Annotated in this window: 12 protein-coding genes; 4 read left to right on the forward strand and 8 right to left on the reverse strand. The window is 71.6% G+C overall.

The window, feature by feature from the left end; genetic code table 11:
* Positions 1-113: 113 nt before the first annotated feature.
* Positions 114-959 (reverse strand): NAD-dependent epimerase/dehydratase family protein, encoded by an 846-nt coding sequence (locus tag KAH28_RS09400; RefSeq protein WP_290575970.1) that lies wholly within the window; start codon positions 957-959, stop codon positions 114-116.
* On the opposite strand from KAH28_RS09400, the gene KAH28_RS09405 reads away from it, so the two are divergent.
* The 3 genes from KAH28_RS09405 to KAH28_RS09415 all read left to right on the forward strand — a co-directional run bounded on the left by KAH28_RS09405 (position 958) and on the right by KAH28_RS09415 (position 4,185).
* The gene (locus KAH28_RS09405; protein ID WP_290575972.1) at positions 958-1,977 is read left to right on the forward strand and encodes a 2Fe-2S iron-sulfur cluster-binding protein; all 1,020 of its coding nucleotides are present in this window, start codon (positions 958-960) and stop codon (positions 1,975-1,977) included. The two genes, KAH28_RS09400 and KAH28_RS09405, sit on opposite strands and share 2 nt — an antisense overlap.
* Before the next feature lie 79 nt (positions 1,978-2,056).
* Positions 2,057-3,577 carry a trypsin-like peptidase domain-containing protein gene (locus tag KAH28_RS09410; RefSeq protein ID WP_290575974.1) on the forward strand — a complete coding sequence of 507 codons (1,521 nt, stop codon included), beginning with the start codon at positions 2,057-2,059 and terminating at the stop codon, positions 3,575-3,577.
* A 2-nt stretch (positions 3,578-3,579) separates the two neighbouring features.
* Complete coding sequence (locus tag KAH28_RS09415) at positions 3,580-4,185, forward strand: methyltransferase domain-containing protein (RefSeq protein WP_290575976.1); 606 nt, start codon at positions 3,580-3,582, stop codon at positions 4,183-4,185.
* 135 nt (positions 4,186-4,320) lie between these two features.
* Here KAH28_RS09415 and KAH28_RS09420 read toward each other — a convergent pair whose 3' ends face one another.
* From KAH28_RS09420 to KAH28_RS09440, 5 genes are read right to left on the reverse strand one after another with little or no spacing between them, the layout of a single operon-like run.
* Positions 4,321-5,502 (reverse strand): heme biosynthesis HemY N-terminal domain-containing protein, encoded by a 1,182-nt coding sequence (locus KAH28_RS09420; protein ID WP_290575978.1) that lies wholly within the window; start codon positions 5,500-5,502, stop codon positions 4,321-4,323.
* On the reverse strand, positions 5,502-7,502 hold the full coding sequence (locus KAH28_RS09425; RefSeq protein ID WP_290575980.1) for a uroporphyrinogen-III C-methyltransferase: 2,001 nt from the start codon (positions 7,500-7,502) through the stop codon (positions 5,502-5,504). Before KAH28_RS09425 ends, KAH28_RS09420 begins: the two co-directional genes overlap by 1 nt.
* Entirely contained in the window at positions 7,499-8,443 is a 945-nt protein-coding gene (gene hemC, locus KAH28_RS09430) for a hydroxymethylbilane synthase (protein WP_290575982.1), read from the reverse strand. Before hemC ends, KAH28_RS09425 begins: the two co-directional genes overlap by 4 nt.
* Positions 8,440-9,192: a LytTR family DNA-binding domain-containing protein gene (locus KAH28_RS09435; RefSeq protein ID WP_290575984.1), complete on the reverse strand. Its 753-nt coding sequence runs from the start codon at positions 9,190-9,192 to the stop codon at positions 8,440-8,442. The genes hemC and KAH28_RS09435 overlap by 4 nt, the downstream gene beginning before the upstream one ends.
* A gap of 16 nt (positions 9,193-9,208) precedes the next feature.
* Complete coding sequence (locus tag KAH28_RS09440) at positions 9,209-10,285, reverse strand: histidine kinase (RefSeq protein WP_290575986.1); 1,077 nt, start codon at positions 10,283-10,285, stop codon at positions 9,209-9,211.
* A gap of 66 nt (positions 10,286-10,351) precedes the next feature.
* Between KAH28_RS09440 and argH the strand changes: the two genes are divergently transcribed.
* Positions 10,352-11,728 (forward strand): argininosuccinate lyase, encoded by a 1,377-nt coding sequence (gene argH, locus KAH28_RS09445; RefSeq protein ID WP_290575988.1) that lies wholly within the window; start codon positions 10,352-10,354, stop codon positions 11,726-11,728.
* Between the two features lie 24 nt (positions 11,729-11,752).
* On the opposite strand, the gene KAH28_RS09450 is transcribed toward argH, so the two are convergent.
* Both KAH28_RS09450 and glnE read right to left on the reverse strand, forming a co-directional pair.
* Positions 11,753-12,679: a branched-chain amino acid transaminase gene (locus KAH28_RS09450; protein ID WP_290575990.1), complete on the reverse strand. Its 927-nt coding sequence runs from the start codon at positions 12,677-12,679 to the stop codon at positions 11,753-11,755.
* Between the two features lie 32 nt (positions 12,680-12,711).
* Positions 12,712-15,561: a bifunctional [glutamate--ammonia ligase]-adenylyl-L-tyrosine phosphorylase/[glutamate--ammonia-ligase] adenylyltransferase gene (gene glnE, locus KAH28_RS09455; protein ID WP_290575992.1), complete on the reverse strand. Its 2,850-nt coding sequence runs from the start codon at positions 15,559-15,561 to the stop codon at positions 12,712-12,714.
* Positions 15,562-15,919 lie beyond the last annotated feature (358 nt).

Consider the following 15,919-nt stretch of genomic DNA (forward strand, 5'->3'; position numbering starts at 1 on the left):
CAGCGCCTCGACGGGAGGCGCACCGGCTCCGCCGCAGGCGGCCACGGCGGCCATCACCAGCGCCGCCAGCAATGCGTACGGGCCTGCACGTCTATGGCACCGCATGCGCGCGCTCACAGACAGCTCCGCAGACCGGATTCGAGATCCGGGTACTGCCAGCGGAACCCGATCTCGTCGCGCAGGCGATCGACGCGCAGACGCTTGCTCTCCTCCATGAAGGACCACATTGCCGCGCTCATGCCGGCACGCGCCTCCTCCGGCGGCAGGGCGGGCGGCTCCGGCAATCCGAGCAGGCGGGCGCAGCGCTGAAAGTAGTCGGCCATGGTGGTGGGGTTTCCGTCGGCGATGTTGTAGGCCCTGCCGGCACGCCCGCGTGCCAGCACGGCCAGTGCGGCGGCAGCGAGATCGTCGGCATGGATGCGGTTGGTGAAGGGTGACTGCGCGGGCGCGATCGTCGGCGTGCCGGCGCGCAACCTTGCCTCGGGCAGCCGTCCGGGCCCGTAGATGCCGGGCACGCGCAGCACGCGCAGGTCGATGCCGGCATCGTCGGCCCATGCGGCGAGGACGCGCTCGGCATCGACCCGACGCTCGGCGCGTGCGGTCTTCGGCCGCATGGGGGCGTCCTCGTCGATCCAGGCGCCGTCGCAGTCGCCGTAGACCCCCGAGGTGGAGAGATAGATCATGCGCGCAACCGACGGTCGGGCCGCGACGAAGCGTGCGATGCGCGGATCGGTGCGTCCCTCGCGCGGCGGCGGCGCGAGCCACAGCACGGTCCCGTTCGCGGGTGGTGTCTCGTGGTCGAGATCGCAGCGGTGGGCGGCGATGCCGGCCGCACGCAGGCGCTCGGCACTTTGAGGGCTCCGCACCACTCCGGTAGGCTCCTCGCCTTCCCGCTGCAGGCGCTGCGCAATGCGCAGGCCGATATCGCCGCAGCCGACAATCCAGATTCGCGATTCCATGACCCATCAAGTGTACTTGGGTGACAGCGGCCGGAGCTTCGCCGCCGCAGACGATCAGACCCTGCTCGAGGCCGGCCTCGCCGCCGGCGTACCCCTGCCCTACGGCTGCGCGAGCGGCAGCTGCGCGGCGTGCCGCTGTCGGCTGCGCTCGGGCGAAGTGCATGCCCGGCAGCCGCTGCGCGCGCTGTCGGAGGCCGAGCGCGATCGCGGTTACGTGCTGCTCTGCCAGTGCGAAGCCCGCACCGACATCCATCTGGACTGGCAGGCGCCGGCCGCCGCGGCAGGAATCAGTCCCGACATCTGGCCGTGCCGGCTGCTCGAACGCCGCTGGCTGTCGGAGGACGTCCTGGGCGTCTGGCTCAAGCTGCCGCGCGGCGACGCCTCCTTCGCGTTCCTCGCCGGACAGTACATCGACTTCCTGCTGGACGATGGCGGCCGGCGCAGCTTCTCGCTCGCCGCACCGCCGGACGGCGCGACACTGGAGCTGCACGTCAAGGTCACACCGGGCGGGCGCTTCGGGCGCCATGTCGCCGAGGAGCTCCCCGAGCGCGCCATGCTGCGCTTCGAGGGCCCGCTGGGCGCGTTCTACCTGCACGACGATCCGCGCCCCGCCGTGCTGGTTGCCGGCGGCACCGGCTTCGCGCCCATCAAGGCCATCATCGAGGAAGCGCTGCGGAGCGGCGACCCGCGCCCGATGCACCTGTTCTGGGGTGTCCGCGGACCAGAGGATCTCTACCAGCACGATCTGGTCGAGCGCTGGATCGACAGCCACCCGGCACTGCGCTACACGCCGGTGTGCAGCGACGCCGGTGCCGACTGGGGCGGCGCACGCGGGCTCGTGCACGAGCAGGTGGCGGCGGCCTATCCGGACCTGTCCGGGCACGCGCTCTACGCCAGCGGACCGCCCGCCATGGTCACGGCCACCAAGCAGGTCGCACTGACCGCCGGTCTGGACCCCGATCACCTGCACTACGACAGCTTCGACGATGCGCATGTGACCTGGCCCACGAAACCCTAGCGCCACCGTCGAAGGCCGGCTGCGCGCGCCCGGCGTCTCGGGCATAGTGCCGGGACGTCCTCGGAGAAGGATCCCGACAATGATCGAGACGAAGCACCCCGCACTTTCCCGTATCCGCGCGATCACGCTGCTGCTGGCCATCGCGCCGGCGGGCCCGGCCCTGGCGGCGCTGCCCTCGGTCACGGTCGAGATCCCCGCCCCGCAGACGCCGGCGCAGTCGGAGCAGCCGGCGGGCCTTGCCGTGCAGCCGGTGCTGCGCAGCGGCGTCGCCGTGCCGCTGGCGATCGCGCCGCGCGCGACGGAATGGGAAGTCACCGGCGACCGCGCGGTCTGGGAGATGCGGATCGACGCCCCCGACGCCCATTACCTCGGGCTGCGCCTCGACGGCCTGATGCTCCCCGATGACGCCACCGTGTCGCTGGCCGGGCGCGATGCGCGCACTCGCGGGCCGTACACGCGGACGGACGTCGGCCCGGACGGGCGCCTCTGGATCCCGCTGGTGCACGGCGGCACCGCACGCCTGCGCTTCGAGGCACCGTCCTCCATGATATCGGCGCTGCGCATCGGCGACGCCGAGCTCCACTACGGCGTGCACCCGCTCGACGGCGCCACCACCAAGGACGTCGGCGATGCCGGGGGCTGCCACAACAATGTCGCCTGCCCGCTGGGCGACGACTGGGACCGCGCCATCCGCGCCACCGTGCTGCTGGTGATCGGCAACCAGCTGGTGTGCAACGGCACGCTGATCAACAACACGCTCCGGGACCGCGACCCGCTCGTGCTCACGGCCGATCACTGCGGCATCCGCAGCAGCGAGGACGACGGATTCACCGCCGACTCGGTCGCGGCCGTCTTCAACTTCCAGAGCCGCCAGTGCAACGCCGACACCGGCTTCGCGACCAACGAGGTGCTGGCCGGCGAGCGCCTGCTGTACCGCGACCGCCTGTCGGATACCGCCCTGATACGCCTGTCGCAGGCCCCGCCGGCGTCGTTCGGCGCCATCTACGGCGGATGGGACGCCAGCGGCAGCGGCGCCGACAGCGGCGTCGGCGTCCACCACCCCGCTGGCGATCTCAAGAAGATCAGCGTGTTCACCGATCCGGTGGCGCGGCAGACGGTCACCATCACCGACGGCAGCCTGATCGGCTCCCGGGATCAGACCGTCGAATCCTGGCGCGTCGAGTGGAACGACGGCGTGACCGAGCCGGGCAGCTCCGGCTCCGCCCTGTGGTCGCCCGAGGAGCGACTCATCGGCGTGCTTTCCGGCGGCAGCTCGGCCTGCGGCAACTCCGGCTTCCTGGGCATCGGCAGCACGCCCGACACGCTGGGCCCCGACTTCTACGGCCGTCTCGATGTCGCGTTCACGCGCGGCGGCGAGCTCGGCACGCCGCTGCGCGCCTTCCTCGACCCCGCCGGCAGCGGCGCACGCAGCGTGACGGCGTCGGACCAGGCCGCGGCGCCCGGCGGCGGCATGACGGGCGGCGGCGGCAACGACGGCGGCGGTGACAGCGGCGGCGGCGACGAAGGGCTGGGTCTGTTTCTCGTCGGCGTGGCGCTGGCGGCACTCAGGCGCCGCTTCACCATGCCGCAGCGGGGCTGAGCATGCCGAAGTCCCCGAACGGCCATCGCGAGCGCCACGGACTCGCGTTCTTCCGCGGGTTCCTGCGCCAACCCGAAGTCGTGGGCTCCGTGATCCCGAGTTCGCGCTTCCTGGAACGCCGCATCGTGGATGCCTGCGAGCTGGCCAATGCCCGCCTGGTGGTCGAGCTCGGCCCGGGCACCGGCGGTACCACCCGGGCCCTGCTGGGCGCGATGCGTGACGACGCACGGCTGCTCGCCATCGACATCGCCCCGGACTTCGTCGACGTGCTCGACACCAACGACGATCCCCGTCTCATCGCGCACTGCGGCAGCGCGGTCGACCTCGCCGCCATCCTCGCGCGCCATGCGCTGCCGGCGCCCGATGCGGTGGTCTCGGGCATTCCGTTCTCGACCATGCCGCAGGAAACCGGGGAAGCCGTCATCAACGGCGTATGGGCCGCCCTCGCCCCGGGCGGACGGTTCGTGGCCTATCAATTCCGCGACCGGGTGGCCGAGATCGCGCGCCCGATCCTGGGGGCGCCGCGGCGCCGCTTCGAGCCGCGCAACGTGCCGCCCATGCGCGTCTACTCCTGGCGGAAGACCGGCTCCGCGGCACACGCCGCCTGAGCCCGGGCCGAACCGGGGTCGACCCGCGGCGGTCTCCGCCGAATCGTTGAAGCCCCGGCACGCCGAGGGGCGCGACGCGGGCGGGGCGACGAAGGCCGGCGATCGCCGGCAGTCGCGCGCTTGGGCCCGTGCGGGCTACTCCGCGAGGGCCAGCTTGAGGCCGGCCTCGAAGTGCTGGCGCGCTTCCTCGGGCTGCTGGGTGGCGCCGCAGAGCTGGCCGTACTCGTAGTGCGCCTCGGCGCTCGGCGCCTGCGCCAGCAGCGCGTCGAGATAGCTGCGTGCCTTGCCCCAGAGGCGGTTGCGGCGACAGGTGTGCGCGGCGGCGAGCAGCAGCTCGGGCTGTTCGCCGTGACGCTGCAGCCACTGCTCGACACTGGCCAGCGCCGCGACATTGTCCGGCGGCTCGGCGCGCAGGAAGCGCCGCACCATGTCCGGCGCCCAGCGCCGCTCCAGCGCCTTGTGGATCACGGCCATCAGGCCCTTCTCGTCGTTCAGGCGCAGCAGCGCGTCGGCGTAGTGACCTTCGCAGTCGGCGTCCTTCTGCAGCACCGCCGGCACGCGCGACCAAAGCTGCCGGGCCTCCTCGATGCGCAGGCATTCGCCGAGCGCGCCGGCCAGCGCGCGGGCGGTGATCTCGCGCCACTGCCCTTCCGACCATCCGCGCGCCTTTTCGGCGGTGCACAGCAGGTCGAAGGCATCGCGCCAGCGCTGCTGCGCGACCAGCACGCCCGCCAGCACCGGATAGACGCGGGGATGCGACGGATTGCGCTCGCGCAGCGATTCGAGCGCCGCGCGGGCGCCTTCCAGATCGTCCCCGGCGATGGCCTGGTCGGCCCGCATCAGGGTCACGGCTTCGCCGACCACTGCGTCGTCGGCGAGCGCGGCCCGCTCCAGATAGTGCTCGCTCCGGGTGCCCTGCCCCTGCGCCTCGGCAGCGCGCGCGGCGAGCAGATGGTGGCACGCGGCCTCGGCGGCATCGTCCGGGAGCTCCTTCTCGAGCGTGGTCTCCGCGCGCTCGGCGCGGCCGGCGAGCCACAGGAGCGTGCCGCGCACCAGGGCGCGATGCCGGCGCGCGGCGCGGCGCCGCGCCAGCCCTTCGCGCACTGTCCCGGGCAGCTGGAACCCGGCAGAGAGCGCGCGCACGACGACCAGCGCCACCACCAGCAGGGCGACCAGACCGGCGAGCATGCCGACCACCGAGGTCTCCACCATCCAGTGGCCCCAGCTGACCAGCACATAGCCGTTGTCGTCGCGCAGGTAGTAGGCGGAGGCAGCACCGACCGCGAACAGCAGGATCAGCAGCAGCAGGGCACGCATCAGCCCGCGTCTCCGCCGAGCGCGTCGGCCACGCGGCGCAGCCGCGACAGGCTGCCACCGACATCGGGCAGCGCCGGTGACAGCGTGGTGCCGCGCAGCTCGCGCAGCGTGGCGATCGCGGCATCCACGCCGGGGTCACCATCGGCGTACTGTGCCTGCAGCCACTGAACGGCGCCGTCGAGCGCGGCATCGAAGGTCGCCTGCTCGCCGGCCAGCAGGGCCCCGCGAGCGGATTCCAGCCGCAGCAGCAGGACGCTGCGCACCAGTCCGTCCTGCTCGGGCGCCATCAGCGGCTTCACCGGCACATCGGTGCGCCGCACCACGAAGACACTGGAAAGCGCCTCGCGAACGCTTGCCACGGCGCGCTGCCACGCCGGCAGCCGGTCGGCATCCTGCGAATGCTCCGGCAGCTCGGGCGCGCTCGCATCGGGGACGCCGCCGCGCAGGCGCAGCTTGTCGGCACGGGCGATCAGGCTCGACAGCTTGAGCGCCATCGCGGTCCGGTCGGGCCGCTCGACGCCGCGCAGGGCGGCCATCTCCTCGGCCAGCTTCTCGCGCACGGCGAAGAAGCGCGGATCGTCGAGCGCCGCAAGGCGTTCGTCGGCGAGCGCCAGCCCCTCGAGGGCGGCGTCGACGTCGAGCCCCAGCTGAAGATGCTCGTTCGCGGTGAGCATCAGCTGCTCCGCCGCCACGATGTGGGCGCGCGCGCGGCCGGCGTCGACCATGCGCGCGATCTCGGCCATGCGCTCGCCCTGCGTGTCGACGCGGCCCGAGAGGTCCCTGACGGCGCGATCGGCGGAGGCGGCGGCACTGGCCGCCGCCCGGGCATCGGATCGCGCGCCGTCGACCCGCGACTGCTGCCCCTCGACACGGTCGGCAAGCGACGCCAGACGGTCCTCCTGCCCAGCCTCCAAGGCCTGCAGGCGCTGCCAGCCCCACCACGACGCTCCGGCGAAGGCTGCCGCCAGCAATAGCCAGAGCAGCACGAGAATGGCGATCGTCACGCCGCCGCCGCGCCGTCGCCCGGCGGGCGGTGCGGGCGGTGCAGGCGGTGCAGGCGGTGCGGCCGGCGGCGCGCCACTGCCGCCGTCGACGGGTTCGGCAGCGTTGTCCGGTGCGGGCGCTCCGGCTTCCGGCGGCGCCGGTTCGGGCGCCGGTGCGTCGGGCGCTGCGGCGGGGCTCGCGGCACCGCCTTCCGGCTCCGGAGCGGGTTCGGGCGGTGCGGCGCTCGCGGCTGCCGGCGCCTCGTTCTCGTTTTCGGGCTTGTGCATGACCGGTAGTGTATCGGCAGCCGCCAGAAGCGCGGCGTTGGACATGGGCTGCGCGACGGCATGCGGCCCGTGCAGGCCACGCCGCGTGCAATGATCGGCGACGCGCCGGCTGGGCACGACCAGCGGCATGTCGGCCAGACGGCGACGGGTCGCGGCGTCACTGAGTTGCCACAGGCGATCGGCGGCGGACGCGCTGGTCAGTACCGTGACGCCGGCATCGCGCACCGCGGCGGCCACCCCGCCAGCGTCGTGCTCGATGGGATCGAGCCGGTACACCGGCAGGCTGTCGACCTGCGCTCCGCCCTCGGCCAGTCGCTGCGCCAGCGTCGGGCGCGCCGCCTCGTTGCCGACGATGACGATGCGCTGACCCTCGACGGTCTCGAACTGCGGCAGCGCCAGCAGGGCTTCGGTGGAATAGGACTGCTCCGGCATCGCTTCCGGCGGAAAGCCGGCGCTCTCCAGGGCGGTGGCGGTGGCTGCGCCGATGGCGGCCGTGCGCGCCCAGCGGTCGGGACCCGCGCGCCGCGCGGCGGCAACCGCGTTGGCGCTGGTGAAGATCCACCAGTCGGCATCGGCAACGGCGTCGAGACGCAGCCGCCGCTCGGCATCGCTTCCGATGTCGGTGATCGCGAACAGCGGCAGGCAGATGGCCCGCCAGCCCGCCTGCTCGGCCGACTCGGCGAGCGGCCCGGCGTGATCGTGGGGGCGCGTGATGAGCAGGGTCTTCATGCCTCGATCCCCATGTCGGCGAGGATGGCGCGCGCCCCCCGCTCAAGCAGTGTCTCGGCCAGTCCGTGTCCGCAGTCGGCGGCGTCGGCGGCGCTCGCCGTGCACTGATCGCGCACCAGGCTGAGGCCGTCCGGACTGGCCACCAGTCCGTCCAGATGAATGCGATCGCCGTCCAGTCGCGCGTGGCCGGCCACGGGCACCGTGCAGGCGCCGCCCAGACGCGCCGAGAAGGCGCGCTCGGCCGCCAGGCGGATGGCGGTGGGACTGTCGTGCAGGGGCGCCAGGCGCGCGCGCAGCGCTTCGTCGTCGCGCGACTCGATGCCGATGATGCCCTGCGCGCAGGCGGGCACGAAGGTCGCCGGATCGAGCGCCTCGCGGATGCGGTCGTGGAAGCCCAGCCGTTCGAGGCCCGCGCAGGCCAGCAGGATGGCATCGAAATCGCCGTCGTCGAGCCGCTTCAGCCGGGTATTGACGTTGCCGCGCAGCACCTCGATCACGAGATCCGGCCGCAGGGCCTTGAGCTGCGACTGCCGGCGCAGGCTGGCGGTACCCACGCGCGCCCCCCGGGGAAGCGCGTCGAGGCCGTCGTGCCGGTTGCTGACGAAGGCGTCGCGCGGGTTCTCGGCCGCCAGGATCGCGGTCAGGGCGAGACCATCCGGCAGCTGGGCCGGCACATCCTTCATGGAGTGGACCGCGATATCGGCGCGCCCTTCGAGCATGGCGAGCTCGAGCTCCTTGACGAACAGCCCCTTGCCGCCGCTGGTGGCGAGCGAGCGCGACAGCTCGCGATCCCCCTGCGTGGTCATGGGCAGCAGCTCGACGCCGAGCGCCGGATGCGCCGTGCGCAGGCGCTCCGCCACGTGCTCGGCCTGCCACATCGCCAGCGGCGAGCGCCGCGTGGCGATGCGCAACACGCCCGCGCCGGTACCGGCGGCCGTCATTCGCCGCTGGAGCTGTCCTGGATGAAGCGGCGCACCTCGGGAAGGCGCCGGCGCGACACCGGAATGAGCTGGCTGGCGTGACGCACGCGCAACCAGTGCTGCTCCTCGTCACCCTTGCCGCGCTCGAGGCTCTGGATGAAGCGGGTGGCCACCAGCGCCTTGCGGTGCACGCGGATGAACCAGGGCGAGAAGTCCTGCTCAAGCATCTTCAGCGACTCCTCGATGAGGACCTCGCCGTGCAGGTGATGCACGGTGGTGTACTTCTGGTCGGCGAGGAAATAGACCACGTCGGACCACGGGATGCGGATCAGGCCGTCGCGCGTGGTGGCGAGCACGAACTCGCGCTTGGGCGCGTCGCCGGCGGCCTCGGCCGGCCCCGCCTGATGCGCCCGGCTGGGCCGGCGCACGCGCAGCAGGATGTCGCGCAGCTTCTCCTTGCGGATCGGCTTGAGCAGATAGCCGGCGGCGGCGGCATCGAAGGCCGACAGCGCGTGCTCGGCGTAGGCGGTGGTGAAGATCACCGCCGGCGGCAGATCCAGTTCCGCGAGCTGACGGGCGACCTGCAGGCCGTCCATGCCCCCCATGCGGATGTCGAGAAAGACGATGTCCGGCTGCTCGTCGTCGATGACGTCGAGCGCGGTCTCGCCATCACTCGCCTCGCCCACGACCTCGTAGCCGGGAAACTCCGCCACCAGGCGGCGCAGGCGCTCGCGCGCCAGGGGTTCGTCGTCAACGATGATGACTCGCATTTCGATATTCGCTTATCTATGAACCGTCTGCGTTCAGCGGTCGTGCCGGCAACTGAAGGCGCGCACAGAAACTCCCCTCCTCGCGACGCAGATCCAATGATGCCTCAGCACCGTATAGCAGGCGCACCCGCTGGGCAATGTTGGCGATCGCGGTCTGCGAGCCGCTGCTGTGCGTCTCCGCGTCCTCCGGAGGCGTCGGATTGATCACCTCCACCACCAGCAGGTCCCCCTCGAGCTTGGCGCGGACCACAATGGTAACCGGCCCCCTGGTGCGCGCGGCGCCGTGATGCACGGCATTCTCCACCAGCGGCTGGATGGTGAGACGCGGGATCGACATCGGCATCACCGCTTCGGGCAGATCCCAGTCGATGCCGAGACGCGCGCCCAGCCGGGTCTGCTCGATGCGCGCGAACTTGCGCACCAGATCGAGCTCCTCGGCCATGGTGATCTGCGGATCGCCCTTGGCGAGGCTGGCGCGGAACAGGTCCGAGAGGTCCTCGACCATGGTTTCCGCAGCGGCCGGCTTGATGGCGATGAGCGCCGCGATGCTGTTGAGGCAGTTGAACAGGAAGTGCGGCCGGATGCGTGCCGACAGCGACTGGTAGCGCGCCTCGCTCTCGGTACGGATGTGATCCTCCCACTGCGCGCGGGCCGCGAAATAGCGCAGCAGCAGGAAACCGGCCAGCGCCGCCACCGCAGCGTTGCGCAGCACGAACCAGGCGCGCGACTCGCCCGACAGCACGCCCGGATCGAGGAACTCGCGCGATGCAGCGTAGCCGGCCAGGCTCACCACCCCTGCCACCGCGACGATCAGCAGCCACGCGATCAGGAACACCGGCGACCGCGGACGTCCCGCGAGCAAGCGGCGCAGCGCGCACAGGCCCGCCGCGCACAGCAGGCTGATGATCTGCAGGTAGGCGGAGGTCAGCACGATGCGCGCCGCCAGCAGCTGCGGCGTCTCCGACGGCACGATGAGCGCGAACATCAGCGCCATGACCTCGACCACCGCCACCAGCGCGAGCAGCCGCCGGAAGCGGCAGAAGTCCGGCAGGGGCATCGCCGTTTCCGGCTCGGGCACGGCGACCACGGTCACGCCGACGGCTCCAGTGGATGGTGCCTGCCTATACTACGCGCCACGTTTTCCGGATCGATCTGCACCATGTCCAACGCCAAGCTCTGGGGCGGCCGCTTCTCCGAATCGACCTCCGAGGCCGTCGAAGCCTTCAGCGAGTCGGTGAGCTTCGATGCGCGCCTGTGGAGACAGGATATTGCCGGATCGAAGGCCCATGCGCGCATGCTGGGCCGCGTCGGCGTGCTATCGGGTGCGGATGTCACCGCGATCTGCGAGGGCCTGGACACCATCGCCAGCGATATCGCCGCCGGCGATTTCGTCTGGGACACCGCGCTCGAGGACGTGCACATGAACATCGAGAGCGCCCTCACCGAGCGCATCGGCGAGGCCGGCAAGCGCCTGCACACCGGCCGCTCGCGCAACGACCAGATCGCCACCGACGTCCGCCTCTACGTGCGCGACGCCATCGACGCGCTGGTGACCGACATCGACCGGCTGAGCACGGCGCTGGTCGACCTCGCCGAAGCCGAGGCCGACACCATCATGCCCGGCTTCACGCACCTGCAGGTGGCGCAGCCGGTCAGCTTCGGCCATCACATGCTGGCCTGGCGCGAGCAGATCCTGCGCGACCGCGCCCGACTGATGGATGCGCGCAAACGCGCCAACATCTGCCCGCTGGGCTCGGCGGCGCTGGCCGGCACGGTCTACCCCATCGATCGCGAATCGGTGGCCGCCGACCTCGGCTTCGACGGCATCACCGCCAACTCGCTGGACGCGGTCTCGGATCGCGACTTCGCCATCGAGTTCGTGCACGCCGCCGGTCTCCTGATGGTGCACCTGTCGCGCTGGAGCGAGGAGCTGATCCTGTGGAGCACGCCGATGTTCGGCTTCGTGCAGCTCCCAGACCGCTTCTGCACCGGCAGCTCGATCATGCCGCAGAAGAAGAACCCCGACGTGCCCGAGCTGGTGCGCGGCAAGACCGCGCGCGTCACCGGCGACCTGATGAGCCTGCTGATGCTCATGAAGGGTCAGCCGCTGGCCTACAACCGCGACAACCAGGAGGACAAGGAGCCGCTGTTCGACGCCCACGACACCGTGGCTGCGTGCGTCGGCCTCTACGCCGACCTGATCCCGGCGCTCGCCGTCAATCGCGAGACCTGCCGCAGGGCGGCCGTCGAGGGGTACTCCACCGCCACGGATCTGGCCGACTACCTGGTGCGCAAGGGCATGGCCTTCCGCGACGCCCACCACGTCGTCGGCGGCGTCGTTGCCCAGGCTCTGGACGAGGGCCGCGAGCTCGCCGCCATGCCGCTGGATGCGCTGCAGGCCTTCTCGGCCGAGATCGAGGACGACGTCTTCGATGTCCTGCGCGTCGAGGGCTCGGTGGCCGCGCGCGACCACGCCGGCGGCACCGCGCCGGCGCAGGTGCGCGCGGCAGTGGCGCGGGCGCGCGCCGCGAACTGACAGCGGGCGCGTCCCCGCGCGCCGTCAGTCCAGGTAGGCGCGCCAGTGCTCGTGCTGGGCGCCGCCGCCCTTGACCACATCGAGGTAGGTGCGCTGCAGCTCCTCGGTGATCGGGCCCCGCCTGCCGTCGCCGATGGCGCGGTTGTCGACCTCGCGGATCGGGGTGACCTCGGCGGCGGTGCCGGTGAAGAAGGCCTCGTCGGCGATGTAGACCTCATCGCGCGTGATGCGGCGCTCGCGGACGGTGTACCCCGCTTCCTCGGCCAGCGTGATGAGGGTGCGGCGGGTGATGCCGTCGAGGCAGGAATTGAGGTCCGGCGTGGACAGCTCGCCGTCGCGCACCACGAAGAGGTTCTCGGCGCTGCCCTCGGCGACATGGCCCTGGGTGTCGAGCATGAGGGCTTCGTCGTAGCCGTCGCGCGTGGCCTCGCCCAGCGCCATCATCGAGTTGATGTAGTAGCCGTTGGCCTTGGCGCGGCACATGGCGGCATTGACGTGGTGGCGCGTGAAGGAGCTGGTGCGCACGCGGATGCCGCGCTCGAGGTTCTCGGCGCCCAGGTAGCTGCCCCAGGGCCAGGCCGCGATGATGATGTGCACCTTGAGGTTGTCGGCCCGCAGGCCCATGCCCTCGGAGCCGTAGAACACCATCGGTCGCAGATAGGCCTCGTCGAGATTGTTCGCGCGCAGCACTTCCTTCTGCGCGGCGTTGAGCTCGTCGGGCGTGAAGGGCATGGGCATGCCCAGGATCTTGGCGCTGTTGAACAGCCGCCGCGTGTGATCGTGCAGGCGGAAGATGGCGCTGCCCTTGGGCGTCTTGTAGGCGCGCACACCCTCGAAGCAGCCGACGCCGTAGTGCAGCGAGTAGGTCAGGACGTGAGTGGTGGCCTCGCGCCAGGGCACCATCTCGCCGTCGTACCAGATGAAGCCATCGCGATCGGCGAATGTCGTCACGTCAGAATTCCGGTTGGGCAAAGGCGGGCATTTTACGATGATGCGGCGTCGCCGGCTGCATCCTCGCAGCGCTGCCACAGTCGCCCCACCACCGCGCGCGCCGACGCCGCCGCATCGACCGGAGCGGTGCCGTCGGCCTCGTCGAGCGCGCGCTCGTGCACCAGCGCCCGCAGCTCGCGATAGGCGGCCACCGCGGCCTCGGCCTCGTCGGATGCCAGCAGCCCGGCTTCGGCGAGGGCGTCGGTCTGGCGCCACTGATCCGGCCAGTCGACCAGCGCCGGATGGCCGTGGGCGTGGCACATGACCAGGAACTGGGTCGCGAACTCCAGATCGGCGAGCCCGCCGGGTCCCTGCTTGACGTCCCAGCGCTCGCTGTTGCTGGTATCGAGATGCTTGCGCATGCGGTCGCGCATGGCGACGATCTCGGTCGCCAGTGCGGCGGCATCGCGCTCGATGCACAGCAGCTCGCGGCGCAGGGTCTCGAAGGCTTCGCCGATGGCCGGCGTGCCGCAGACGTGACGCGCGCGCACCAGCGCCTGATGCTCCCAGGTCCACGCCTTCTGGCGCTGGTACTGCGCGAAGGCCTCGAAGCTGGTGACCAGCAGCCCCGCACTGCCGCTCGGCCGGAGCTGGAGATCGACCTCGTAGACACGGCCGGCGGCGGTCTGGGTCGATAACCAGTGCACAAGCCGCTGAGCGAAGCGCGAGAACCACACCGCCGCCGCGACGCTGCGGCGGCCGCCCTGGGTCTCGGCCCCCTGATCGTCGCAGTCGTGCAGAAACACCACATCGAGGTCGGAGCCGTAGCCCATCTCGATGCCGCCGAGCTTGCCGTAGCCGATGACCGCGAATCCGGCCTCGGAATCGTCGCCGCGCAGCGGCGCACCGTATTCGGCCCGCATCTCGCGGCGCACTTCGTCGATGGTGACCTCGACGATGACTTCGGCGAGCCAGGTCAGGCGGTCGCTGACCTTGGGCAGCGGCAGGCCGGCCAGACGGTCGGCGGCCGCGACGCGCAGCACGATCTCCTGGCGGTAGCGCCGCAGCAGGTTCATGCGCGCCTCGATGTCGGCCTCCGGCATCTCGTCGAGACGGCGCCGGAGCTCGGCGGCCATGGCATCGCGATCGGGCGGCTCGTACAGCGCCCGGCTGTCGAGCAGCTGATCGAGCAGCATGGGCTGCTGCGCCAGCAGATGCGCGATCCACGGGCTGGCCATGCACAGCCGCAGCAACTGCTCGCGCGCGATCTCGGACTCGCGCAGCAGGCTGACATAGGTGCCGCGGCCGGCCAGCCGCTCGACCACTTCCAGCGCACGCGACAGCGCCTTGCCGGGCGCGTCGAGCGCCTTCGCCTCGCGGAACAGCTGGTCGAGCAGATCGCCCAGGCGGCTCTGCGACAGCTCGCGCATGTCGCTCACCAGGCGGCTGCGGCGCAGCCGGTCGACGGTCTCGACCGCCTTGCGTGCGTCATCCTCGCCGTAGTCGTCGGACACCAGCGCGGCGACGGCATCGTCGGGCGTCACGCTGCCCTGCCAGAGCCCCAGGATGCCGGCGCCATCATCGCGTCCGGAGGGCGCTGCTTCGGGTTCGGCGAAGAGGGCATCGAAGGCGGAGGCGACCGTCTCGCGCGCTTCGTCGAGGCGCGCGCGGAGCGCGTCCCAGTCGCGCTCGAGTGCCGCCGCCACGGCGGCCCGCTCGTCCGCGTCGTCGGGCAGGCTGTGGGTCTGGCCATCCTGGCGCATCTGCAGCGCGTTCTCGACACGACGCAGCAGCGCGTACGCGGCATCCAGCGCCTCGCACTGCTCAGGCGGCATGTGGCCGCCGCGCCCCAGAGCGGCCAGAGTGGCACGCAGCGACCGGTTGCGCAGCGCTTCCTCGTGACCGCCGCGGATGAGCTGGAAGGCCTGCACGACGAACTCGAGATCCCGGATGCCGCCGCGCCCGAGCTTGATGTTGTCGCTCTGCCGCCGCCGCGCCAGATCCTCGGCGATGCGGCCCTTGAGCTCGCGCAGCGACTCGATGGCGGTGTAGTCGAGATAGCGCCGATAGACGAAGGGCTGCAGGATGCGCATGAAGCGCGCGCCGGGTTCGTGGTCCCCCGCCACCATGCGCGCCTTGATCATCGCGTAGCGCTCCCACTCGCGGCCATGGGTCTGGTAGTAGTCCTCGGCCGCCGCGAAGTGCATGGCGGCCGGGCCGGACAGCCCGAACGGGCGCAGCGCCCAGTCGACACGGTAGACGAAGCCCTCGGCGGTGGATTCGGCGAGATAGGCGGTGAGCAGGCGCACGACCTGCGCGAAGTACTCGTCGTTGGCCCGCGCCTTGGCGCCATCGCATTCGCCGGGGGCGCCGAAGAAGAGCATCAGATCGACGTCGGACGAGAAGTTCAGCTCACCGCCGCCGAGCTTGCCCATGCCCAGCACGATGCACGGCACTTCGGCACCGTCGGCGTCGCGCGGCACACCGAAGCGCTGCGCGACCGCCCGGCGCGCGCGCGCCAGCGCCACCGTGATGCAGGCATCGGCCAGCCCCGTGGAAGCGGACAGGGTAGCGTCGAGATCGTCGGCCGCGGTGATCGCCCGCCAGGCGATGCGCGCCTGCTCGCGGTTGCGTACGCGCCGTATCGCGGCCTTGAAGGCGTCTTCGTCGGCATGGTCGCGATCGATGTCTTCGAGCTCGACGCGCAGCGCAGCCGCGTCCGGCGGCTGCCCGCACACGGCTGCGAAGGCAGCGACCGAGTCGTCCGGGGCACGTTCCACCCAGTGCAGGACGAAGTTGCTGGCGAACAGCACGCGGCGCGCGGCTTCGGCATCCGCGAGGCCGGCGCCTTGCAGGCGATCGACGGCTTCGGCGATGCGGGGGCTGGATTCGGGTATCGACATCGGGCGCAAGGATAGCGATACGCGGCGGCCCCCGCCGCGTGTGTCGGATGCCCGCGCCGACCGTGATCGGCGCGGGCCGTGAACCGCGCCGTACGCCGACGCGGGGTTCGGGACACGCGGATCAGAAGGGCGGATCAGGGGACGGCGCAGACAGGGGGACAGTATATTCACTTCTGCCGGATCCGTGCGTCCTGCCCCGGAGCGGCCTCCTCGCTGCGCACCTCCAGCGCCCGCCACTCCGCACGAAACAAATACACTGTCCCCTGCATGTCCCCTGCATCAGCACGCCCTGCTGTCAGTCCCCCGCCCGGATGGATCAGCCGTGCCCGAACGAAAACGGGCCCGCGCAAGGCGGGCC

It is taken from the genome of Algiphilus sp., assembly GCF_023145115.1.
In the GTDB taxonomy this organism is placed as follows: domain Bacteria; phylum Pseudomonadota; class Gammaproteobacteria; order Nevskiales; family Nevskiaceae; genus Algiphilus.

Coding starts and splice junctions, on each gene's coding strand:
- KAH28_RS09400 (WP_290575970.1), bottom strand. CDS start 959: ATGGAATCGCGAATCTGGATTGTCGGCTGCGGCGATATCGGCCTGCGC.
- KAH28_RS09415 (WP_290575976.1), top strand. CDS start 3,580: ATGCCGAAGTCCCCGAACGGCCATCGCGAGCGCCACGGACTCGCGTTC.
- KAH28_RS09425 (WP_290575980.1), bottom strand. CDS start 7,502: ATGAAGACCCTGCTCATCACGCGCCCCCACGATCACGCCGGGCCGCTC.
- glnE (WP_290575992.1), bottom strand. CDS start 15,561: ATGTCGATACCCGAATCCAGCCCCCGCATCGCCGAAGCCGTCGATCGC.
- KAH28_RS09405 (WP_290575972.1), top strand. CDS start 958: ATGACCCATCAAGTGTACTTGGGTGACAGCGGCCGGAGCTTCGCCGCC.
- KAH28_RS09435 (WP_290575984.1), bottom strand. CDS start 9,192: ATGCGAGTCATCATCGTTGACGACGAACCCCTGGCGCGCGAGCGCCTG.
- argH (WP_290575988.1), top strand. CDS start 10,352: ATGTCCAACGCCAAGCTCTGGGGCGGCCGCTTCTCCGAATCGACCTCC.
- KAH28_RS09410 (WP_290575974.1), top strand. CDS start 2,057: ATGATCGAGACGAAGCACCCCGCACTTTCCCGTATCCGCGCGATCACG.
- KAH28_RS09420 (WP_290575978.1), bottom strand. CDS start 5,502: ATGCGTGCCCTGCTGCTGCTGATCCTGCTGTTCGCGGTCGGTGCTGCC.
- hemC (WP_290575982.1), bottom strand. CDS start 8,443: ATGACGGCCGCCGGTACCGGCGCGGGCGTGTTGCGCATCGCCACGCGG.